Annotated in this window: 17 protein-coding genes and 2 tRNA genes; 14 read left to right on the forward strand and 5 right to left on the reverse strand. The window is 59.1% G+C overall.

Going from position 1 to position 21233, the window contains the following annotated elements; translation table 11 throughout:
• From CKF42_RS18970 to CKF42_RS18980, 3 genes are all read left to right on the forward strand, one after another.
• The coding region (locus tag CKF42_RS18970; RefSeq protein WP_111208927.1) for an iron chelate uptake ABC transporter family permease subunit at positions 1 to 735 on the forward strand (735 nt) is incomplete at its 5' end.
• The gene (gene fepG, locus CKF42_RS18975; RefSeq protein ID WP_185185201.1) at positions 735 to 1715 is read left to right on the forward strand and encodes an iron-enterobactin ABC transporter permease; all 981 of its coding nucleotides are present in this window, start codon (positions 735 to 737) and stop codon (positions 1713 to 1715) included. The genes CKF42_RS18970 and fepG, both read left to right, overlap by 1 nt.
• Positions 1712 to 2503: an ATP-binding cassette domain-containing protein gene (locus CKF42_RS18980; RefSeq protein WP_111208929.1), complete on the forward strand. Its 792-nt coding sequence runs from the start codon at positions 1712 to 1714 to the stop codon at positions 2501 to 2503. Before fepG ends, CKF42_RS18980 begins: the two co-directional genes overlap by 4 nt.
• A 28-nt stretch (positions 2504 to 2531) precedes the next feature.
• Here CKF42_RS18980 and CKF42_RS18985 read toward each other — a convergent pair whose 3' ends face one another.
• The 3 genes from CKF42_RS18985 to fes form a co-directional block, all read right to left on the reverse strand.
• On the reverse strand, positions 2532 to 6452 hold the full coding sequence (locus CKF42_RS18985; protein ID WP_111208930.1) for an enterobactin synthase subunit F: 3921 nt from the start codon (positions 6450 to 6452) through the stop codon (positions 2532 to 2534).
• Positions 6445 to 6666 (reverse strand): MbtH family protein, encoded by a 222-nt coding sequence (locus tag CKF42_RS18990; protein WP_111208931.1) that lies wholly within the window; start codon positions 6664 to 6666, stop codon positions 6445 to 6447. Before CKF42_RS18990 ends, CKF42_RS18985 begins: the two co-directional genes overlap by 8 nt.
• An 85-nt stretch (positions 6667 to 6751) precedes the next feature.
• A complete protein-coding gene (gene fes / locus CKF42_RS18995) occupies positions 6752 to 7978 on the reverse strand; it encodes an enterochelin esterase (RefSeq protein WP_111208932.1) in 1227 nt (408 codons plus the stop codon).
• A gap of 239 nt (positions 7979 to 8217) precedes the next feature.
• On the opposite strand from fes, the gene CKF42_RS19000 reads away from it, so the two are divergent.
• Positions 8218 to 10482 (forward strand): TonB-dependent siderophore receptor, encoded by a 2265-nt coding sequence (locus tag CKF42_RS19000; RefSeq protein ID WP_111208933.1) that lies wholly within the window; start codon positions 8218 to 8220, stop codon positions 10480 to 10482.
• 137 nt (positions 10483 to 10619) lie between these two features.
• Here CKF42_RS19000 and dacB read toward each other — a convergent pair whose 3' ends face one another.
• On the reverse strand, positions 10620 to 12053 hold the full coding sequence (gene dacB / locus CKF42_RS19005; RefSeq protein ID WP_009092423.1) for a serine-type D-Ala-D-Ala carboxypeptidase: 1434 nt from the start codon (positions 12051 to 12053) through the stop codon (positions 10620 to 10622).
• A gap of 250 nt (positions 12054 to 12303) precedes the next feature.
• On the opposite strand from dacB, the gene greA reads away from it, so the two are divergent.
• Complete coding sequence (greA, locus tag CKF42_RS19010) at positions 12304 to 12780, forward strand: transcription elongation factor GreA (protein WP_009092422.1); 477 nt, start codon at positions 12304 to 12306, stop codon at positions 12778 to 12780.
• Positions 12781 to 12886: 106 nt separating this feature from the next.
• On the opposite strand, the gene yhbY is transcribed toward greA, so the two are convergent.
• Positions 12887 to 13180, reverse strand: coding sequence for a ribosome assembly RNA-binding protein YhbY (yhbY, locus tag CKF42_RS19015; protein WP_009092420.1), 294 nt, complete (start codon positions 13178 to 13180; stop codon positions 12887 to 12889).
• 127 nt (positions 13181 to 13307) lie between these two features.
• Between yhbY and rlmE the strand changes: the two genes are divergently transcribed.
• The 9 genes from rlmE (at position 13308) to nusA (ending at position 21218) form a co-directional block, all read left to right on the forward strand.
• Positions 13308 to 13937 carry a 23S rRNA (uridine(2552)-2'-O)-methyltransferase RlmE gene (gene rlmE, locus CKF42_RS19020; RefSeq protein WP_009092419.1) on the forward strand — a complete coding sequence of 210 codons (630 nt, stop codon included), beginning with the start codon at positions 13308 to 13310 and terminating at the stop codon, positions 13935 to 13937.
• Between the two features lie 113 nt (positions 13938 to 14050).
• Positions 14051 to 15976, forward strand: a complete 1926-nt coding sequence (gene ftsH, locus CKF42_RS19025; RefSeq protein ID WP_009092418.1) for an ATP-dependent zinc metalloprotease FtsH — start codon at positions 14051 to 14053, stop codon at positions 15974 to 15976.
• Positions 15977 to 16055: 79 nt separating this feature from the next.
• The gene (gene folP, locus CKF42_RS19030) at positions 16056 to 16889 is read left to right on the forward strand and encodes a dihydropteroate synthase (protein ID WP_009092417.1); all 834 of its coding nucleotides are present in this window, start codon (positions 16056 to 16058) and stop codon (positions 16887 to 16889) included.
• 2 nt (positions 16890 to 16891) lie between these two features.
• Positions 16892 to 18226, forward strand: coding sequence for a phosphoglucosamine mutase (gene glmM, locus CKF42_RS19035; protein WP_009092414.1), 1335 nt, complete (start codon positions 16892 to 16894; stop codon positions 18224 to 18226).
• A 217-nt stretch (positions 18227 to 18443) separates the two neighbouring features.
• Positions 18444 to 18782: a preprotein translocase subunit SecG gene (gene secG, locus CKF42_RS19040; protein ID WP_009092412.1), complete on the forward strand. Its 339-nt coding sequence runs from the start codon at positions 18444 to 18446 to the stop codon at positions 18780 to 18782.
• Positions 18783 to 18819: 37 nt separating this feature from the next.
• Positions 18820 to 18906: transfer RNA gene (locus tag CKF42_RS19045), tRNA-Leu, on the forward strand.
• A 59-nt stretch (positions 18907 to 18965) separates the two neighbouring features.
• Positions 18966 to 19042: transfer RNA gene (locus CKF42_RS19050), tRNA-Met, on the forward strand.
• A 211-nt stretch (positions 19043 to 19253) separates the two neighbouring features.
• Positions 19254 to 19706 carry a ribosome maturation factor RimP gene (gene rimP, locus CKF42_RS19055; RefSeq protein ID WP_009092411.1) on the forward strand — a complete coding sequence of 151 codons (453 nt, stop codon included), beginning with the start codon at positions 19254 to 19256 and terminating at the stop codon, positions 19704 to 19706.
• Between the two features lie 24 nt (positions 19707 to 19730).
• On the forward strand, positions 19731 to 21218 hold the full coding sequence (gene nusA, locus CKF42_RS19060; RefSeq protein ID WP_009092410.1) for a transcription termination factor NusA: 1488 nt from the start codon (positions 19731 to 19733) through the stop codon (positions 21216 to 21218).
• The last annotated feature ends 15 nt before the right edge of the window (positions 21219 to 21233 follow it).

The raw sequence follows: 21233 nt of genomic DNA on the forward strand, positions 1-21233 counted from the left end.
GATCCCGGCATTCTGGGGGTTAACGCCGGTGCGGGTTTTGCGGTTGTACTGGGAATCGCCCTGACCGGCGCAGACTCCCCGGCTGACTGGCTGGGCTTCGCCTTTGCCGGTGCACTGCTGGCCTCTCTGCTGGTGGCGCTGACCGGCGCCGTGGGCGGCGGTCGGGTCAGTCCGGTGCGCCTGACCCTGGCGGGGGTAGCGCTGGGTGCGGTGCTGGAGGGATTAACGTCCGGGCTGTCGCTGCTCAATCCTGATATCTACGATCATCTGCGTTTCTGGCACAGCGGCTCGCTGGATATCCGCAGTTTCGCCATTCTGCGCGCCACCTTGCCGGCCTTCGCTGTCGGCAGCGTGCTGGCACTGTTGCTGGCACGTTCACTGAACAGCCTGAGCATGGGCGGTGATATGGCGACCGCACTGGGCACCCGCGTGGTGCGAACGCAGCTGACGGGCCTGCTGGCGATTGCGCTGCTGAGCGGCGCGGCGACGGCCGCTGTCGGCCCCATCGCCTTTGTCGGCTTAATGACGCCACACCTGGCACGCTGGCTGCTGGGCAACGACCATCGCTGGCTGCTGCCGGGAACCCTTGTGATGACCCCCTGCCTGCTGCTGGCCGCCGACATTCTGGGACGGCTGCTGGTGCCGGGCGAGCTGCGCGTGTCGATTGTAACCGCCATTCTCGGCGCGCCGATGCTGATTGTGCTGGTTCGCCGCCGGCCGGGAAGAGGGCTGTGATGAAACGCATCATAATCAATGCGCTTTTACTGCTGGTTGCCTGCGGCATCCTGGCGTTTATGGGGCTGACACACGGCACCCCCTCCCTCTCTCTGCAGCAGTTGTGGACGCTCTTCAGCGGGGAGGCGGCGCGCAATGTTCAGCTGATTGTGCTGGAGTGGCGTCTGCCACGCGTCACGATGGCGCTGCTGCTGGGGGCCGCGCTGGGCGTCAGTGGTGCGATTTTTCAGTCACTGCTGCGTAACCCGCTGGGCAGCCCCGATATTCTCGGTTTCAACACCGGGGCATACAGCGGGGTGCTGGTCGCGCTGGTGCTGTTTCAGCAAAACATGGCGGGCATGACGCTGGCGGCACTGGCGGGCGGGCTGCTTACGGCGGCGGTGGTCTGGCTGTTCAGCTGGCGCAACGGCGTGGAGACCTTTCGTCTGATTATCGTCGGCATCAGCGTGCGGGCGCTGCTGATGGCGCTCAACAGCTGGCTGATTATCAGCGCCTCCCTGGAGGCGGCACTGAGCGCCGGGCTCTGGAGCGCCGGTTCACTTAACGGCATCACCTGGGCGAAGACGCTTCCCGTGACGGTTGTGCTGCTGCTGGCGCTGCTGGCAACGGGAATGCTGGCCCGGCGCATGCGTCTGCTGGAGATGGGCGATGACACCGCCTGCGCCTTAGGGGTTCCGGTGGAACGCAGCCGCGTCATGCTGATGCTGACAGGCGTGATCCTGACTGCGGCCTCAACCGCGCTGGCCGGGCCTCTCTCTTTTATTGCGCTGCTGGCGCCGCAGATTGCACGGCGTCTCTGCGGAGGCGTCAAAGGCGCACTGCCGCTGGCTGCGCTATGCGGTGCGCTGCTGTTAATCGCCGCAGACTACGCCGCACAGCATCTTTTCCTGCCTTATCAGCTGCCGGTCGGTGTCATTACCGTCAGCCTGGGCGGACTCTATCTGATTGCTCTGCTGATTCGGGAGGCGCGACGCCAGTGAGAGAGAAAACACGTTTGCAGGGTAAGGCGCTGACGCTGGGTTACGACAAAAAGATCGTGGCGGAGCATCTCTCGGTCGCGATCCCCGACGGTGAACTGACCGTCATCATCGGGCCTAACGCCTGCGGAAAATCGACGCTGCTGCGCACCCTGAGCCGGCTGGTGACGCCGCTGCAGGGCGAGGTGCTGCTGGATGGTCAGACGATCGCGCGGTATGCCACCAAAGAGGTGGCGCGGCGACTGGGGCTGCTGCCGCAAAGTTCCAGTGCGCCCGCGGGCATCAGCGTCAGTGAACTGGTGGCACGCGGACGTTATCCACACCAGACGCTGTTCGGACGCTGGCGACAGGAAGATGAGGCGGCGGTGAAGCAGGCGATGCAGGCCACCGGGGTGGCCGATCTGGCCGCCCAGCCGGTGGATACGCTCTCTGGCGGTCAGCGGCAGCGGGTCTGGATCGCGATGGTGCTGGCGCAGGAAACCCCCTTACTGCTGCTCGACGAACCCACCACCTGGCTGGATATCACGCATCAGATTGAGCTGCTGGAGCTGATGCAGGATCTCAATCAGCAGCATGGCCGCACGCTGGTGGTGGTGCTGCACGATCTTAATCAGGCGTGCCGTTACGCCAGCCACCTGATTGCGATGCGTGACGGAAAAATCATCGCTGAAGGGAAACCGGCGGAGATTGTGACGCCAGCGCTGATTGAAGCGATCTACGGCCTGCGCTGCGTCATCATCCGCGATCCGGTAGCCGGCACCCCGATGATTGTGCCGTGCGGAAGAGGCTGACCGGAACCCTCTCCGCAGGAGAAGGCGGCTACGGATTCAGCGACGCCAGTATCTGCTGCAGGCGGGGACCGATCTGTTCAAACAGGCGGGGTGAGACGATCTCAACATGGGCACAGTCCAGCGGCCAGATCGTCAGACCGCCGAGGTAAGGTGCCCAGGCGCGACGTGCATCCTGACCGGGCTGCTGCGTCTGTTGCGCCAGAAACAGCGTCGCCTGTCCGCTGAAACGGGCACTGCGGGCCGTGGCCAGCAGCCGCACGGAACGGGCGTAATTGCGCTCAATGGTGGTGAACAGCGTCTCCATACCTTCACCCGCCTGCTGACGCTGCGTCGCGATAAACTGCTCGCGCTCGCGGTTAACCTCCTCCAGCACTGCCGGATCCAGCACGTTCTCGCCGCGCCGTGCATCCCAGTTTTGCGTTTCCGGCGGCCAGGTGTCGAGCAGCCCGAGGAAGGCAACGGTTTCGCCTTCCGCTTCCAGCCGCGCGGCAATTCCCTGTGCCAGCGTGCCGCCCAGCGAGTAGCCCAGGAAATAGTAAGGCCCCTGAGGCTGCTGCTGTCGTACCGTCGCCAGATGGGCATCACACACCGCATCGAGATGCTGCGCCTGGCTGAGCGGGCTGGTGAGGTCGGGTGACTGAATGCCCAGCAGCGACCAGCGCGGGTCCAGATAACGCGTTAATGCGCTGAACTGCCAGGCAAAACCGGAGGCGGGATGGAAACAGAACAGCGTCGGGCCCGTGCTGCGCCGCAGCGGCAATACCGTCTCAAACCCGGCGCGGGTCGCCCCGGCAGAGGGGCCGCTGAGCAGAGCCGCCAGCTGTTCCACCGTAGGGGCCACCATAATCTGCCCCACCGACACCGGCTGATCCAGCGTCCGGCGCAGCTGCGCCGCCAGCCGCATCGCCAGCAGCGAATGCCCTCCCAGCAAGAAAAAGTCATCCTGTGCGCTGACCGACTCGCGCTCCAGCAGCGAAGCAAACGCCTGAGCCAGCGTGCTTTCCAGTCCAGGGCAGGGCGCGCGCCCGGCGATTCTGGCCTGGGTCTGTGGCAGCGGCAGGGCTTTACGATCGAGCTTGCCGTTGCTGCTGAGCGGCAGGCTCGCCAGCTGAACAATCGCCACCGGCACCATGTGTGCGGGCAGCCGGGTGGCCAGCCGCTGGCGCAGGGCGTCCGCGTCAATCGTCTCATCGGCGACGACATAACCGACCAGCTGTCGGGCATCACCCTGCTGATCGCCGCCGCCGCCCAGCACGGCCGCGTGCGTCACCGCCTGCTCAATGCCCGGCAGGGCGGCCATCGCCAGATCGATCTCATTCAGCTCAATGCGCTGTCCGCGAATTTTAAGCTGATCGTCACTGCGGCCCAGATACTCCACTGCGCCATCCGGCAGCCAGCGTGCCACGTCGCCGGTGCGATACATCCGGGTGCCGTCACCCCAGGGATCGGCCACAAAGCGGCTGGCCGTGAGGTCGGGACGATCCAGATAGCCGTGCGCCAGCTGGACGCCGGTCAGCCAGAGATCGCCGGCAGTGCCCGGCGGCACCGGCTGCAGACGGGCATCCAGGATCCGCAGGCCGGTGTTCCAGACCGGGAAGCCAATCGGTACGCTGGCGCCTTCAACGGCGGCCAGCTCTGCGCCGGAGGCCGGATAGTAGCTGACATCCACCGCCGCTTCGGTCGGGCCATAGAGGTTATGCAGCGGCACCCCGGTCAGCGTCTGCCACTGACGCGACAGCGCGGCGGGCAGTGCTTCACCGCTGCAGAAGACCCGACGCAGGGTTGCGCAGCAGGCTGCCGCCGCCTCCTCCTGCAGCGCAGCGACAAAGGCGGCCAGCATCGACGGAACAAAGTGGGTGGTGGTCACGCGGTAGCGGGCAAACAGCTGCCTCAGCGCCTCCGGGTCGCGGTGCGCATCGGGCGGCGCCATCACCAGCTGCGCACCGGCGATCAGGGGCCAGAAGAACTCCCAGACGGAGACATCAAAGCTGCCCGGCGTCTTCTGTAACACCACATCATCCTGACCCAGCGGATAGCGATCCTGCATCCATAACAGGCGGTTGACGATCGCGGCGTGACTGACCAGCACGCCTTTTGGCCGCCCGGTTGAGCCGGAGGTGTAGATGAGGTACGCGCCATCCTGCGGGGAGGGCGCCTGCGACGGCATCGCCTCAGCGGGGGTTAACAGCGTGTCGTAAAACAGCGGTGTGACCGGCGAGAGCGCCGCCAGCCGGTCAGCCAGTTCACGGCGGGTGATCAGCGCTTTCGGCGTGGCGTCTGCCAGCATCATCTTTAATCGGTCGTCGGGATACCCGGTGTCGAGCGGCAGCCAGGTGGCCCCCACGCTGACGATCGCCTGCAGCGCCAGCGATAAAAACACGGAGCGCGGCAGCGCCACGGCGACAATATCTCCGCGCGCCACACCCCGGGCGATCAGCTGCTGTCCCAGCGCGGCGACCTGCTGCTGCATCTGCTGATAGCTGAGCTGATGCGACGCATCGGCCAGCGCCGGTGCCTGCGGCGTTCGTTCAGCCTGCTGCTGCAGCAGGCTGCTCAGCGTGGCCGGGGGAAGCGTCACGGCGGTCTGATTGATCGCCGCCAGCTGCCGGTGCTCGTCCGGCATCAGCATATCCAGCTCGCCACAGGCACGCGCGGGCTGGCTGGCGAGCTGGGAGAGCAGCCGATCAAAACGGCGCGCATGCTGCTGCACCAGGGCGTCACTGTAGCGCTGCGCGTTTGCCAGCAGCGCCAGCGTCAGATCGCCCTGATCGTTCAGATAGATAGCCATCTCCAGATCGCGAACCGGGCCGGACGCCAGCTGATGGGTGATGCCCGCTGTACCGGCGAAATCGAGCTGGTAGTCGAACATCTTCAGGTTAATCACCGGCCCGTAAAGCGGATCGCTGTCGCCGTGACGACCCAGATCGCGCTGCACCTGCTCTGCGTCATAGCGCTGATGACGACGCATTTTTCTGACTTCACCCGCCAGCCGGGCCGCCAGAGCTGCCAGCGGCTGGGCCGGATCGTAATGCACTGCCAGAGGCAGCACGTTGATCACCGGACCGGTGGCGCAGAGCGCCGCCGAGCCGATGCGGCGCATAAAGATGAAACCGGCGGCAAAATCGTTCTGACCGGTCAGACGCGCCAGCCACAGCGCCACCAGCGCCACGGCCGTATCTGCCGCGCTGAGGTTCTGCTGCCCGGTGTGCTCAAGCAGCTTCTGAAAGGCGCTTCGATCCACCGTGATGCTGTGACGCCGCAGATCCGTGCTGGCGTGCTGACCGGCCAGCGGCAGCGGGGAGAGGGAGGCGGGGGCGGGTAACGCCATACCTTTCTCCAGCCAGAACTGACGGTCGCGCTGCCAGGCTGCCGATTGCTGATAGCGCTGATACTCCTCAACCACCTCGCTGAACGGCACAAACGGCGTCGGCGGCGGCGTGTCGCCGCGCTGCCAGGCGCTGTAGAGATCGGCGATACGGCGGGTCAGGGCGGTAAAGCTGAAACCATCCACCACCAGATGATGGTAGCGCTGATACCAGTACCACTGCTCCTCACCCAGTCGCAGCAGGCTGTGGTGGCAGAGCGGCGCACCGCTCAGCACCCGCAGATCGCCCGACAAATCCTCCTGCATCCGCGCCCGCGCGGCGGCGTGCGGATCGACGGCGCCGCGCAGATCGATCACCTCGGGTAAGCGGAAATGCTGCGCGACAGGCCACTGCAGCGGCTCGCCGTCCCGCTCGCCAAAGGCCATGTTCAGGGTGTCCGCCTCCTGCATGCCCGCCACGATAGCGCGGGAGAGCAGCGCGCTGTCCAGTGCGCCCCGCAGTTCCACAAAATGTGCCACGGCGTAGGCATTGCTGTAGGGCGAGAGCTGGTCAGCGATCCAGATTCCGGGCTGGGCAGCCACCAGTGGCAGCGTTTTCTGTGGTGTCAGGGCGAGTTCAGACATGATGGCTCCGGCTGGCTTCTGCGGTGACGGGGCGGATATCGTGCCAGTGTTCATTCAGCCACGTCAGGCAGTGTGCCTGTGGCGCGGGGCCCCATACCGGCTGCCACCCGGCCGGGATCGCACAAAAGGTGGGCCATAAGCTGTATTGCTGACGATCGTTCTTCAGTACCAGACACGCCTGCTGCGGGTCGTCAAAAGGGTGAGGTTGTTGCATATCAGTCTCCTGACCACCATCGCGGAGCGCGCTGACGCCCCGATTCTGCCCGTGGCACCCTACAGTGGCGGGCAGGCGGCGGACGTTAAGCGAATGAGGATGATGGCCACAGGGTTTTCAGGCCGGTCAGCAGCCCGCCGCGCCAGCAGAGTGCATCGTGACCGCCTTCCACCGGATGATAGCTGACCTGATGTCCGGCATCGGTCAGATCGCGCTGAAACTGCTGATTTGCGGCCAGAATCAGCCGCTCGCGCCGACCCGCTTCCAGATAAAAGCGCCGTGGCGGTGCCTGCAGCAGGCCCTGCTGTAACTGCTGCGGCAGCCAGCCGCTGGGATCGTCGCGCCCGGGCCACCAGAAAGAGCCGGAAAGGCTGACGGCACCGGCAAAGGTGTCGGGCCAGGTCAGCGTGGCGTAAGCGGCAGCGAGGCCGCCAAAACTCTGGCCGATCACCAGCGTGCGGTCGCTGTCGATACGACAGGGCGCCTGGTGCGCAACCTGCGGCAGCAGCTCATGCTGAACGGCCAGCCAGAAGTCAGGGTTGCAGGTCAGCTCGCGCGTGCGATGTTCGCGATCGATGATGTCGATCATGACATAGACCGCCGGGGGCAGTTCGCCTGCCGCGGTGAGCTGCTGAAGCGGACCGGCAACCGGCATGCTGTGCGCCCAGAACTGTCCATCCAGCAGCAGTGCCAGCGGACGCGCGCCAGCATCGGCCTCGCCGGTTACACAGATCCAGATCTGACGCTGGTTGCCCAGCCGTTTGCTGCGCCACAGAAAGTGTTGCAGCGGTATCGCGGCGGCGCGGCCTTCATCGACCGCCCGCCAGACCTGCTGGTCAGGCGCATGAGGCAGGTGCAGCGGCGAGTGTGACATGCCGCGTCCGCCCGCCCAGCCTCGCAGCGGATTGAGCGGGTCGTTTTGCGCCTGCGGAAATTTCTGCTTCCACCACTGCCGTAACGCCTGCGCATCGCTCTGGCCGGTAAACGGCTCAGCCTGCGTATCCGGGATGAGAAAGTAGCTGCCACGCCAGTCAGCGGGCAGGGTGGTTTGCCACCACCAGACATCGGTGTGGGGCAACGGAGAGAGTGAAACAGGGGCGGCGGCATGATGATGATCGGTCACGCCGGTAATGTTGATCCAGACGCGGCGGGTGTCCGATCTCTGTGTGTCGCCCTGCGGATCGCGCCAGAAAAAGGTGACCTGACAGGTGCCCGCGTCACCCGGTTCAATCAGCGGAGTCCCCCGCTGCTGCTGCTGTTGCCACCAGCGTTCACTGCCGGTCTCTTCGTTTAACCAGGTCATACGCGCCATCGTTCGAACAGACGAAATCTGTGCCATAAATGATATGAATAATAGTATTGATAATTATTTGCATTTGCAATAGGGTGTTTCCGCTCGTCAGGGCGTGTGTGCATTTTCTCTGCCGCACCGGCTTTCAGCGGGGTGTCTCGCGGTGCTGAAATCAGCCGGGCAGGAAGGGGATCAGGGACATTACCTTTTTACCGGCGCGCTGGCAGTGGCATCCCTGCTGGTCGTCCAGGAACAGAAAAATGAAAAAGTTATCGCGGCTTTCACTGGCCATTATGATTGAACTGGGTTTCACCGCCTCTCTCATCTCTGCCGGTGCCGTGGCGGCCAGCAGCAGCGATCCGGCGCTTAACAACACCGCGTCAGACAGCCTTAACGACAGCACCATGATGGTGACCGCCGCCGAGCAGACGCTGCAGGCGCCGGGTGTCTCGACCATTACCGCCGACGAAATCAAAAAGCACCCGCCGGCGCGCGATGTCGCCGAAATCATCCGCACCATGCCGGGCGTCAATCTGACCGGTAACTCCACCAGCGGTCAGCGCGGCAATAATCGTCAGATCGATATCCGCGGCATGGGCCCGGAAAATACCCTGATCCTGATTGATGGTCTGCCGGTGACCAGCCGTAATGCCGTCCGGCTGGGCTGGCGTGGCGAGCGTGACACGCGCGGCGACAGCAACTGGGTGCCGCCAGAGATCATCGATCACATCGAGGTGATCCGCGGCCCGGCAGCGGCCCGTTACGGTAACGGGGCGGCGGGCGGCGTGGTGAACATCATTACCCGAAAAGAGATGGATCATCAGTGGCACGGCTCGTGGAGCGCCTACTACAACGTGCCGGAGCATAAGGATGAGGGGGCCTCCCGACGCACTAACTTCAGCCTTGAGGGGCCGCTGGGGGATGATGTCAGCTTTCGCCTCTATGGCGGGCTGGCAAAAACGCAGGCAGATGCGTATGACATCAATGAAGGGCACGCCGCCGCCCGTACCGGAAGCTATGCCGGATCGTATCCGGCGGGCCGGGAAGGCGCGGTCAACAAAGACATTCATGGTCTGCTGCGCTGGGCCTTTGCACCGATGCAGGCGCTGGAAGTGGGGGCCGGTTTCAGCCGTCAGGGCAACCTCTACGCCGGGGATACGCAGAACACCAACACCAGTGATCTGGTGAAAAGTAAATATGGTGATGAGACTAACCGGCTCTATCGGCAGAACGTCTCAGTCAGGTGGACCGGCGCCTGGGACAATGGCGTCAGTACCAATACGTATGCGCAGTATGAGAATACCCGCAACTCCCGGCTGAACGAAGGGCTGGCGGGCGGGACGGAGGGCATCTTCTCCGACAGCCATTTCAACACCATCCAGCTGGATGATCTGCTGCTGCACAGTGAAATCAGCGTGCCGTTTGAGTGGCTGGTGAATCAGACGGCGACCTTTGGCACCGAGTGGAATCAGCAGCGGATGAAAGATCCGTCGTCAACCACGCAGGCTGCCAGCTACGGTTCCATTCCGGGGATCGCCACCACCGGCCGCTCTCCCTATTCTCAGGCGGAGATTTTCTCGCTGTTTGCCGAAGACAACATTGAGCTGACCGACAGCACCATGCTGACGCCGGGAGTGCGTTTTGATCATCACTCGATCGTGGGCGATAACTGGAGTCCGTCGCTCAACCTGTCTCAGGGGCTGGGCGATGAGCTGACTCTGAAAATGGGTATCGCCCGTGCTTATAAAGCGCCGAGCCTCTATCAGACCAATCCCAACTATCTGCTCTACAGCAACGGCCAGGGCTGCGCCGCCAATGCCGGTGCCTGCTACCTGATGGGGAATGATGATCTGAAAGCAGAAAACAGCATCAACAAGGAGATTGGGCTGGAGTGGAAGCGTGACGGCTATCAGGCCGGACTGACCTGGTTCCGTAACGACTACCGCAACAAGATCGACGCGGGCAGGGTGCCGACCGGCACCGCCTCTAACGGCAAAACGGACATCTACAAATGGGAAAACGTGCCGAAAGCCCTGGTCGAAGGCGTGGAAGGCACGATCAACGTTCCCTTCTCCGACAGCGTGACGTGGAACAACAACTTCACTTACATGCTGCAGAGTAAGAACAAAGAGACCGGGGACCGCCTGTCAGTGATTCCGGAATATACGCTCAACTCTACGCTCAGCTGGCAGGCGATGGCGGATCTCTCCCTGCAGACCACCCTGACCTGGTATGGCAAGCAGGTCCCGAAGAAGTATGACTATAAAGGTAACGCCGTCACCGGCAGTGCAACCGATCAGGTCAGCCCCTATTCGGTGCTCGGCATGAGTGGCACCTATGACATTAACGCCTCTGTCAGCGTCACCGCAGGCGTCGATAACCTGTTCGACAAGCGTCACTTCCGTGAGGGCAATGCACAGACCACGGGTAATACGCGAACCGGCGCTTACCTCTATGGGGCAGGGGCCAATACCTTCAATGAGTCGGGCCGCACCTGGTACATGAGTGTGAACACCCGCTTCTGATTGATGCAGTGATAACCGGGTCGGGAGAAGGCTGGCCGCCGTGACTGAACGGGGGAGAGGCTGTCGCAACGCCGTCCGGAGAAGACGATTAAAACGCAGCAGGTCGATGACCCGCTGCGTTTTTTGTTACGCGCGGATCAGTTGTTCTGATTGATATCGCGGTAGAGCCGGCTCTCAAAACGCACCAGCGGAATACGGCGGGTACGCTGATCTTCCGGCGGAACCGCATAGCCGGAGAGGAACTGCACAAAGGCAACCCGCGCACCGCTGGAGGTGGTGATAAAGCCCGCCAGGTTATAGACCCCCTGCAGGGAACCGGTTTTCGCCGAGACTTTGCCATCCAGTCCCGCTTCATGCAGCCCGCCGCGATACTGCAGCGTGCCGTCATAACCCGCCAGCGGCAGCATTGAAATGTAATCCAGCGTATTGTCATTCTTCGCAATGAATTGCAAAACCTGCATCATGGTCTGCGGCGAGATCAGGTCATGGCGTGACAGACCGGAACCATCCACCTGAATGCTGTTGCCCATATCGATGTTGGCTTTGGCTTTCAGTATGCGGCGTACGGCGTCCTGACCGGCGCGGAACGTGCCAGGCACATTGAAGTAGTGGTGGCCGATGGTGCGGAACACCGTATCAGCAATCATGTTGTCTGACTTCTTCAGCATGGTGTGCAGCAGGGTATGCAGCGGCGCAGACTGGGTGGAGGCGAGCACGGTGCCCGGCTCGGTGACCTGTGTCTGACGAACCAGATGACCACTGTAGTCGATCTCTGACGCGCGCAGTTCCGCCTTGAGGATCTCGCCCGCCCAGGCCGCGCCATCCTGCACGGCAAAGGCCAGCGGCAACGGCTCTGCACGCTGACGCATACAGCCGGTCAGGGTATAACGGTTCAGTTCACCCGGTACCACATCCAGTTCGCAATATTGCCCTTCGCCGCTGTTGCGGCCCAGAGTGCGAACCTGACTGTACATGTGTGCCGGATAGTAGGAGGCGATGCGGACAAACGCGTTTTCGCCCGGCGAACTGGCGCTGTAGAGCGACACCGAGAAGCAGTTCTTATCCACAATGGCGGCCCCTGGCGGGGCGCTGAAGCACTGGGTCATATCGTTCCACGGCCAGCCCGGAGCCATGTCGTGACTGGCAAACACGGAGGTATCAATCACCAGGTTGCCTTTGATATGGTTAATGCCCTGCTTCTTTATCGCCGCCACCATATTGCGCAGATCCTGGCGGCTTAAGGTGGGATCACCGGCGAAACGGGCGACTAAATCGCCGTTCAGCGTGCCATCCACGATAGAGCCTCGGGTCTCAAAGGTGGTCTGAAAACGGTAATCGCCGCCCAGTTCCAGCAACGCCGCGAGCGCCGTCACCACTTTCATGGTACTGGCGGGCAGGGCCATCTGTTTGCCGTGGTAATCGATGATCGGGGTTGATGCGCCCACTTTCTGCACCATCAGCGCCAGATTGGCGCCGTCTGGCAGGTACTGCATGTATTCATCAACTGGCGCTGCGTGTGCCTGCAGCATAAATGCGCAGCTTAATCCGGTAACAAGTCGTGAAAATCGCATAATCTCGCGGTAACTGGCAGGTGAGGGCGTCAATACTACGTCGCTGGGTGGTGCAAAGTAAACGATGACCCGCAGGGAACTCTGGGGTAAAATACGTATCAAATTGCAAAACTCTTTTCTGGCCTGGAAGCATCTCCGGGTCAGGATTCTTTTATTTGCAAAAAACGGGCTAATGCGCCGCAGAACGCTTTTTTCTGCAGTCACCAGTCAGGATGACACCGTTAAACAGGAAAGATGGCGAGGAGCTTAAATGAATCAGATTCCGATGACGTTGAGAGGCGCTGAAAGATTGCGCGAAGAGCTGAACGAGCTGAAAACCGTGAAGCGCCCGCGCATTATCGCCTCTATCGCTGAAGCACGCGAACATGGCGATTTAAAAGAGAACGCGGAATATCACGCTGCGCGTGAAGAGCAGGGGTTCTGCGAAGGCCGCATTCAGGAGATTGAAGCCAAACTCTCTAATGCGCAGGTTATCGACGTAACGCAGATGCCTAAAACCGGACGCGTAATCTTTGGCGCAACGGTAACCGTACTGAATATCGAAACCGACGAAGAGGCGACTTATCGCATCGTCGGCGATGACGAAGCGGACTTTAAGCAAAATCTGATTTCTGTCAATTCGCCAATGGCGCGTGGCCTGGTGGGTAAAGAGGCGGATGATGTCGCCATCATTAAAACCCCAGGCGGCGACGTTGAGTATGAGATCCTGAAGGTGGAATACCTTTAAAGTGTTGCTACGCTTTGAAAAGCGCTAAAGCACAATGTAAAGAAAGGAAAAAGGCCGCAATGCGGCCTTTTATCTGAGGTGGGAGCATGGCACTTTCTTTGCCCACTTAGCGTGGCAGAGAAATTTTGCTCTCCTTAGAGGGGCGATACAGCACCAGCGTTTTGCCGATCACCTGTACGTTGCTGGCACCGGTCTCACGCACGATAGCGTCAACGATCAGCTGTTTCGTTTCACGATCTTCCGAGGCGATTTTCACCTTGATCAGTTCGTGATGCGACAGAGCCTGCTCGATTTCGGCCAGCACGCCTTCAGTCAGGCCATTGCCACCCAGCATAACGACCGGCTTGAGCGGATGGGCGAGGCCCTTGAGGTGCTGTTTTTGTTTGGTACTTAGATTCATCGTAGTTTTTTACTTACTCAGGGATTGAAAACGGTTCATTCTACCGCCATCTCGGGTATATCACCAAATCGGCGCAACCCACTGCGTGCAGGTTTATCGCTACGATGACGATTTAACTGGAAATATTATGACGGGTAAAAAGCGTTCGGCCAGCTCGAGCCGCTGGCTTCAGGAACACTTTAGCGATAAATATGTACTTCAGGCGCAGAAAAAAGGGTTGCGTTCGCGTGCCTGGTTTAAACTTGATGAAATACAACAGGGTGACAAGCTTTTCAAACCCGGTATGACCGTGGTAGATCTGGGTGCTGCACCCGGTGGCTGGTCGCAGTATGTTGTACAGCAAATCGGGAACAAAGGGCGCATCATTGCCTGTGATATCCTGCCAATGGATCCGATAGTCGGTGTCGATTTCCTTCAGGGCGATTTTCGTGAAGAATCGGTGATCAATGCGCTGCTTGAGCGCGTTGGCGAAGAGAAAGTTCAGGTTGTCATGTCCGATATGGCGCCGAATATGAGTGGTACACCTGCCGTAGATATTCCCCGGTCGATGTATTTGGTCGAGCTGGCGCTGGAGATGTGTCGGGATATCCTGGCACCCGGCGGAAGTTTTGTAGTGAAAGTGTTTCAGGGAGATGGCTTCGATGAATACCTGCGGGAAATTCGCTCCCTGTTTACGAAAGTGAAAATTCGTAAGCCGGACGCTTCACGGTCACGTTCACGTGAAGTGTACATTGTGGCGACTGGGCGCAAACTATAACCAAATTGCTGGAGTTGTCCGCAGCTGAGCTGCGATTCCATGTATGCAGGATCTATAGTACCCTACGCTATCTGTTAACACCGTTGTAATATGAGGTTAATCCCTTGAGTGACATGGCGAAAAACCTGATTCTCTGGTTAGTCATCGCGGTCGTGCTGATGTCAGTATTCCAGAGCTTTGGGCCCAGCGAGTCGAATGGCCGTCGGGTTGATTATTCAACCTTCCTGTCGGAAGTGAACCAGGATCAGGTCCGCGAGGCACGTATTAACGGGCGTGAAATTAACGTTATTAAAAAAGACAGCAATAAATACACCACCTACATTCCTGTCAACGATCCTAAGTTGCTCGATAACCTCTTGACCAAAAACGTCAAAGTGGTTGGCGAACCGCCGGAAGAGCCGAGCCTGCTGGCTTCCATCTTCATTTCGTGGTTCCCGATGCTGCTGCTGATCGGTGTGTGGATCTTCTTTATGCGTCAGATGCAGGGCGGCGGCGGGAAGGGCGCGATGTCCTTCGGCAAAAGCAAAGCCCGCATGCTGACGGAAGACCAGATTAAAACCACTTTTGCTGACGTAGCCGGTTGTGATGAAGCGAAAGAAGAAGTGGGTGAGCTGGTTGAGTACCTGCGTGAGCCGAGCCGTTTCCAGAAGCTGGGCGGTAAAATTCCTAAAGGCGTGCTGATGGTGGGGCCACCGGGAACCGGTAAAACCCTGCTGGCAAAAGCGATTGCCGGTGAAGCGAAGGTGCCATTCTTTACTATCTCCGGTTCTGACTTTGTGGAAATGTTTGTCGGTGTCGGTGCATCCCGCGTGCGTGACATGTTCGAACAGGCCAAAAAAGCCGCGCCCTGCATCATCTTTATCGATGAGATCGACGCCGTCGGTCGTCAGCGTGGTGCCGGTTTAGGCGGGGGTCATGATGAACGTGAACAGACGCTGAACCAGATGCTGGTGGAGATGGATGGTTTCGAAGGTAACGAAGGTATTATCGTTATCGCCGCGACGAACCGTCCTGACGTACTGGACCCGGCGCTGCTGCGTCCAGGTCGTTTTGACCGCCAGGTTGTGGTGGGTCTGCCTGATGTCCGTGGTCGTGAGCAGATTCTGAAAGTGCATATGCGTCGTGTGCCGCTGGCAACCGACATCGATGCCGCCATCATTGCACGTGGTACGCCTGGCTTCTCCGGTGCTGACCTTGCCAACCTGGTCAACGAAGCCGCGCTGTTTGCAGCCCGTTCCAACAAGCGTGTGGTGTCGATGGTTGAGTTCGAAAAAGCCAAAGACAAGATCATGATGGGTGCGGAGCGTCGCTCTATGGTCATGACCGAATCGCAGAAAGAGTCGACGGCGTATCACGAAGCGGGCCACGCGATCATCGGTCGCCTGGTGCCAGAGCACGATCCGGTGCACAAAGTGACGATTATCCCACGCGGCCGTGCGCTGGGTGTGACCTTCTTCCTGCCTGAAGGCGACGCGATCAGCGCCAGCCGTCAGAAACTGGAAAGCCAGATCTCGACCCTCTACGGCGGTCGTCTGGCAGAAGAGATCATCTACGGCGCAGAACATGTTTCTACCGGTGCGTCGAACGACATTAAAGTCGCGACCAACCTGGCACGCAACATGGTCACGCAGTGGGGCTTCTCGGACAAACTGGGTCCGCTGCTCTATGCAGAAGAAGAGGGTGAAGTGTTCCTTGGCCGTTCTGTTGCCAAAGCAAAACACATGTCTGATGAAACGGCCCGTATCATCGACCAGGAAGTGAAGCACCTGATCGACAGCAACTACCAGCGTGCCCGTCGCATCCTGGGTGAGAACATGGACATCCTTCACGCAATGAAAGACGCGCTGATGAAGTATGAAACCATCGACGCACCGCAGATCGACGACCTGATGGCGCGCCGCGAAGTGCGTCCGCCAGCGGGCTGGGAAGATCCCGGCAGCAACTCAGACAGCAACGGTACGCCGAAGGCGCCGCGTCCGGTCGATGAACCGCGTACGCCAAACCCAGGCAACACCATGTCAGAGCAGTACAATAAATAAGACGTTATCTCGTCAGACAAAACCCCGGCTGGTCCGGGGTTTTTTACATCCGGATAGTGACCCGTAAGGAGTTTCCGCCATGAAGTTGTTCGCCCGTGATTCCCATCTCGATTTATCTTTTCCTCATGTGATGGGCATTCTGAATGTCACGCCGGACTCTTTTTCTGACGGGGGTAAACATAACGCGCTGGTCGATGCACTGACCCATACCAATGAGATGGTCAACGCAGGAGCCACCATCATTGATGTCGGCGGGGAATCCACCCGTCCGGGCGCGGATGAGGTGAGTGTGGAAGAGGAGCTGGAGCGTGTCATTCCCGTCATTGATGCCATTGCCCAGCGGTTCGAAGTCTGGATTTCCGTGGACACCTCTAAAGCAGAGGTTATCCGCGAAGCCGCGCGAGTGGGTGCTCACATCATCAATGACGTGCGTTCGCTCTCTGAACCCGGCGCGCTGGAGGCGGCTGCGGCGACTGATCTGCCCGTCTGTCTGATGCATATGCAGGGCGAACCCCGCACCATGCAGCAGGCTCCCGCTTACGACAATATTTTAAGCGAAGTGGACACTTACTTCGCTCAGCAGATTGCGCGCTGTGAAGCGGCGGGTATCAAAAAAGAACGGCTGATACTCGACCCGGGCTTCGGTTTCGGTAAGAATCTCAGCCACAATTATGAACTGCTGGCCCATCTGGGCGATTTTCACCACTTCGGCCTGCCGCTGCTGGTGGGAATGTCCCGTAAATCAATGATTGGCCAGCTGTTAAATGTCGGCCCGTCACAGCGTTTAACCGGCAGCCTGAGTTGCGCGGTGATTGCAGCCATGCAGGGCGCGCAGATTATTCGCGTGCATGATGTGAAAGAGACGGCTGAAGCAATGCGCGTGGTCGAAGCGACCCGAAGAGCAAAAGGATAAACATGAGTAATCGCAAATATTTCGGTACAGATGGCATTCGCGGCAAAGTCGGTGAAGCCCCTATTACCCCCGATTTCGTCCTGAAGCTGGGCTGGGCCGCCGGGAAAGTGCTGGCGCGCCACGGTTCAAAGAAGATCATCATCGGAAAAGATACGCGTATCTCAGGCTACATGCTGGAGTCAGCGCTGGAAGCGGGGCTCGCCGCGGCGGGCCTGACGGCGGCCTTTACCGGCCCAATGCCGACCCCGGCCATTGCCTACCTGACCCGCACCTTCCGCGCTGAGGCGGGCATTGTAATCTCTGCCTCGCACAACCCGTTTGATGACAACGGCATTAAGTTCTTCTCTTCCGAAGGGACAAAGCTGCCGGATGATGTCGAGGAAGCGATTGAGCTGGAGATGGAGAAGCCGATTACCTGCGTGGAGTCTGCGCAGTTAGGCCGTGCCAGCCGCATCGTCGATGCCGCGGGACGTTACATCGAATTCTGTAAGGGCACTTTCCCCAGCGAACTCAACCTGAATGGCCTGAAAATTGTGGTCGACTGTGCCAACGGCGCCACCTACCACATTGCGCCGAACGTGCTGCGTGAGCTGGGAGCGACCGTGATTGCCATCGGTGTTCAGCCGGATGGCATGAACATCAACAAAGAGTGTGGGGCAACCGACCTCAAACTGCTGCAGCAGCGTGTTCTGGCAGAGAAGGCGGATATCGGCCTGGCCTATGATGGCGACGGCGATCGCATCATGATGATTGACCATCTGGGTGACAAAGTCGACGGTGACCAGATCCTCTATATCATCGCGCGTGAAGCCCTGCGTCAGGGTCAGTTGCGCGGTGGCGTGGTGGGCACCCTGATGAGTAATATGGGCCTGGAGCTGGCGCTGAAGCAGCTCGGCATCCCGTTTACCCGCGCCAAAGTGGGCGACCGCTATGTGCTGGAGAAGATGCAGGAGAAGGGCTGGCGTCTCGGCGCGGAGAACTCCGGTCACGTTATCCTGCTGGATAAAACCACCACCGGCGACGGTATCGTTGCAAGTTTGCAAGTGCTTACTGCGATGGTGCGTAATCACATGAGCCTGCACGACCTCTGCAGCGGCATGAAGATGCTGCCACAGGTGCTGGTTAACGTCCGCTTTGCCGGTGAGCACGATCCGCTGCAAAGCGAGGCGGTCAAAGCCGCAACGGCAGAGGCGGAAAAAGCCCTGGCGGGGCGCGGACGCGTCTTACTGCGTAAGTCAGGCACTGAGCCGTTGATTCGGGTGATGGTTGAGGGCGAGGATGAGGCGAAGGTAACAGAGCTGGCTAATCTGATCGCCGACCAGGTCAAGGCGGTTTAAAACGTCTGCAGGCAGTTCGCAGCAGGCGGAACTGCCTGTAAAATCACCGGGATGGCGCTTTTTTCTGCAATCAGTTTAGGTGGTGAAAATTGCACTTGCAGAGCTATGCGCCTTTGGTTAGTATTCACACCCGCTTCTGATGGGTGATGACGAGACTCCCCATCAATACTGGCTGAAGCTTTAACTGTACGATTATCGTGCAAGGAACAGGTTGAATATGTACGAAGCTCTTTTAGTTGTTTTCCTTATTGTAGCGATCGCCCTCGTAGGTATGATCATGCTGCAGCAAGGCAAAGGCGCTGATATGGGAGCCTCATTCGGTGCAGGCGCATCCGGTACGGTGTTTGGTTCTTCGGGTTCAGGTAACTTCCTGACGCGCACAACTGGCATCTTAGCGGCTCTGTTCTTCATCATCAGCCTGGTTCTGGGTAATCTGAACAGCAATAAAGCCTCGAAAGGAAGCGAGTGGGAAAATCTTTCTGCGCCGGCGCAGTCTTCTCAACAGACTGAAAAGCCAGCTCAACCGGTTACACCGGGCAGCGATATTCCTAAGTAAGGTCGTCAACACAACGCATCGTTGTGGTCAGTGTAGTGCCGTGGTGGTGGAATTGGTAGACACGCTACCTTGAGGTGGTAGTGCCCGATTGGGCTTACGGGTTCAAGTCCCGTCCTCGGTACCAAATCGTAGTATCACTTGCATTTTATGCAGGTCTGGCGTAATATTCGCCACGTTTTCGGACGCGGGGTGGAGCAGCCTGGTAGCTCGTCGGGCTCATAACCCGAAGGTCGTCGGTTCAAATCCGGCCCCCGCAACCACTTTCCCTTTGAGTTATTTTTCAAATATACTGTGTGCATCGACGGACGCATTCACGGCTGATTTTTGAAAGAAAATTCTTTGGATGGAGTCCGGGCCGCATTGCGGCAGACAGGGTCCAGTGACTAAAAGCCCCGAATATTCGGGGTTTTTTGTTATTAGCGAATCGTAATACTGGGCTATAGGCCCTTTTTTTATGTCTTGGGGGTGGGCTTGTCCACATTAGAGCAAAAATTGACAGAGTTGGTATCGGCTCCGGTAGAAGCGCTGGGTTACGAACTGGTTGGTATTGAATTCGTTCGTAGTCGCACATCTATTCTGCGCATCTATATTGATAGTGAAGATGGCATCAATGTCGATGATTGCGCCGATGTCAGCCACCAGGTAAGCGCCGTAATGGATGTAGAAGATCCCATTACCGTGCCTTACAACCTTGAAGTCTCTTCACCGGGACTCGATCGTCCTCTGTTTACCGCAGAACACTACACCCGCTTTATGGGTGAGGAAGTGACTCTGGTGCTGCGTATGGCCGTTCAGAACCGCCGTAAATGGCAGGGAATCATCAAGTCAGTTGATGGCGAGATGATCACGGTGCATGTTGAGGGTAACGATGTAGTGTTCGCGCTGAGTAATATTCAGAAAGCGAACCTGGTCCCCCACTTTTAAAAGTCCGGATTGAGGCTAACCAGGATGAACAAAGAGATCTTAGCTGTTGTAGAAGCCGTTTCTAACGAAAAAGCCCTGCCGCGTGAGAAAATCTTCGAAGCGCTGGAGAGCGCGCTGGCGACTGCGACCAAGAAAAAGTACGAGCAGGAAATTGAGGTACGCGTCAGCATTGATCGCCGCAGTGGCGACTTCGATACTTTCCGCCGCTGGGAAATCGTAGAAGAGGTGACTCAGCCGACGCGCGAGATCACGCTGGATGCGGCCCGCTTCGAAGATGAAGCATTCAATCTGGGCGATTATGTCGAAGATCAGATTGAATCGGTCACCTTTGACCGTATCACCACCCAGACCGCTAAGCAGGTTATCGTGCAGAAAGTGCGCGAAGCTGAGCGCGCAATGGTGGTTGATCAGTTCCGTGAGCAGGAAGGCGAAATTATCACGGGCGTGGTGAAGAAAGTTAACCGCGACAACATCTCCCTCGACTTAGGCAACAATGCTGAAGCGGTCATTCTGCGCGAAGACATGCTGCCGCGTGAAAACTTCCGTCCAGGCGACCGTATCCGTGGCGTGCTCTACTCCGTTCGCCCGGAAGCGCGTGGCGCGCAGCTGTTCGTAACGCGTTCCAAACCGGAAATGCTGATCGAACTGTTCCGCATTGAGGTGCCAGAAATTGGCGAAGAACTGATTGAAATTAAAGCCGCTGCCCGCGATCCGGGTTCGCGTGCGAAAATTGCAGTCAAAACCAACGACAAACGTATCGATCCGGTGGGTGCCTGTGTGGGCATGCGCGGCGCGCGTGTTCAGGCTGTTTCCAGCGAACTGGGCGGCGAGCGTATCGATATCGTGCTCTGGGACGATAACCCGGCGCAGTTTGTTATCAACGCCATGGCCCCGGCCGATGTGGCGTCAATCGTGGTTGATGAAGATAACCACACCATGGATATCGCCGTCGAAGCTGGCAATCTGGCTCAGGCGATCGGCCGTAACGGCCAAAACGTGCGTCTGGCATCACAGCTGAGTGGCTGGGAGCTGAACGTGATGACCGTCGATGATCTGCAGGCTAAGCATCAGGCTGAAGCGCATGCAGCGATCGATATGTTCACGAAACATCTCGACATCGACGAAGAGTTCGCCACCGTACTGGTGGAAGAGGGCTTCTCCTCGCTGGAAGAGCTGGCCTATGTGCCTATCAACGAGCTGCTGGAAGTCGACGGCCTCGACGAAGAGACCATTGAAGCCCTGCGTGAACGAGCAAAAAATGCGTTAACCACCCTGGCACTGGCGAAAGAAGAGAGCCTTGGTAATCAGGATCCTGCTGAGGACCTGCTGAACCTTGAAGGTCTCGATCGTGCGCTGGCGTTCCGCCTGGCGTCGAAAGGCGTTTGCACGCTGGAAGATCTCGCTGAGCAAGGTGTTGACGATCTGACGGATATTGAAGGCCTGTCTGATGAACAAGCCGGCGCGCTGATTATGGCCGCACGTAATATCTGCTGGTTCGGCGATGACGCGTAATAACAGGAAGGAACA

This window comes from Pantoea sp. ARC270 (assembly GCF_003236725.1).
GTDB lineage: Bacteria > Pseudomonadota > Gammaproteobacteria > Enterobacterales > Enterobacteriaceae > Pantoea > Pantoea anthophila.

Bases quoted from the DNA above. Each gene is read 5' to 3' on its own strand.
- fepG (WP_185185201.1), top strand. From the start codon at position 735: ATGAAACGCATCATAATCAATGCGCTTTTACTGCTGGTTGCCTGCGGC.
- CKF42_RS18985 (WP_111208930.1), bottom strand. From the start codon at position 6,452: ATGTCTGAACTCGCCCTGACACCACAGAAAACGCTGCCACTGGTGGCT.
- CKF42_RS18990 (WP_111208931.1), bottom strand. From the start codon at position 6,666: ATGCAACAACCTCACCCTTTTGACGACCCGCAGCAGGCGTGTCTGGTA.
- fes (WP_111208932.1), bottom strand. From the start codon at position 7,978: ATGGCGCGTATGACCTGGTTAAACGAAGAGACCGGCAGTGAACGCTGG.
- CKF42_RS19000 (WP_111208933.1), top strand. From the start codon at position 8,218: ATGAAAAAGTTATCGCGGCTTTCACTGGCCATTATGATTGAACTGGGT.
- dacB (WP_009092423.1), bottom strand. From the start codon at position 12,053: ATGCGATTTTCACGACTTGTTACCGGATTAAGCTGCGCATTTATGCTG.
- greA (WP_009092422.1), top strand. From the start codon at position 12,304: ATGAATCAGATTCCGATGACGTTGAGAGGCGCTGAAAGATTGCGCGAA.
- yhbY (WP_009092420.1), bottom strand. From the start codon at position 13,180: ATGAATCTAAGTACCAAACAAAAACAGCACCTCAAGGGCCTCGCCCAT.
- rlmE (WP_009092419.1), top strand. From the start codon at position 13,308: ATGACGGGTAAAAAGCGTTCGGCCAGCTCGAGCCGCTGGCTTCAGGAA.
- ftsH (WP_009092418.1), top strand. From the start codon at position 14,051: ATGGCGAAAAACCTGATTCTCTGGTTAGTCATCGCGGTCGTGCTGATG.
- folP (WP_009092417.1), top strand. From the start codon at position 16,056: ATGAAGTTGTTCGCCCGTGATTCCCATCTCGATTTATCTTTTCCTCAT.
- glmM (WP_009092414.1), top strand. From the start codon at position 16,892: ATGAGTAATCGCAAATATTTCGGTACAGATGGCATTCGCGGCAAAGTC.
- secG (WP_009092412.1), top strand. From the start codon at position 18,444: ATGTACGAAGCTCTTTTAGTTGTTTTCCTTATTGTAGCGATCGCCCTC.
- nusA (WP_009092410.1), top strand. From the start codon at position 19,731: ATGAACAAAGAGATCTTAGCTGTTGTAGAAGCCGTTTCTAACGAAAAA.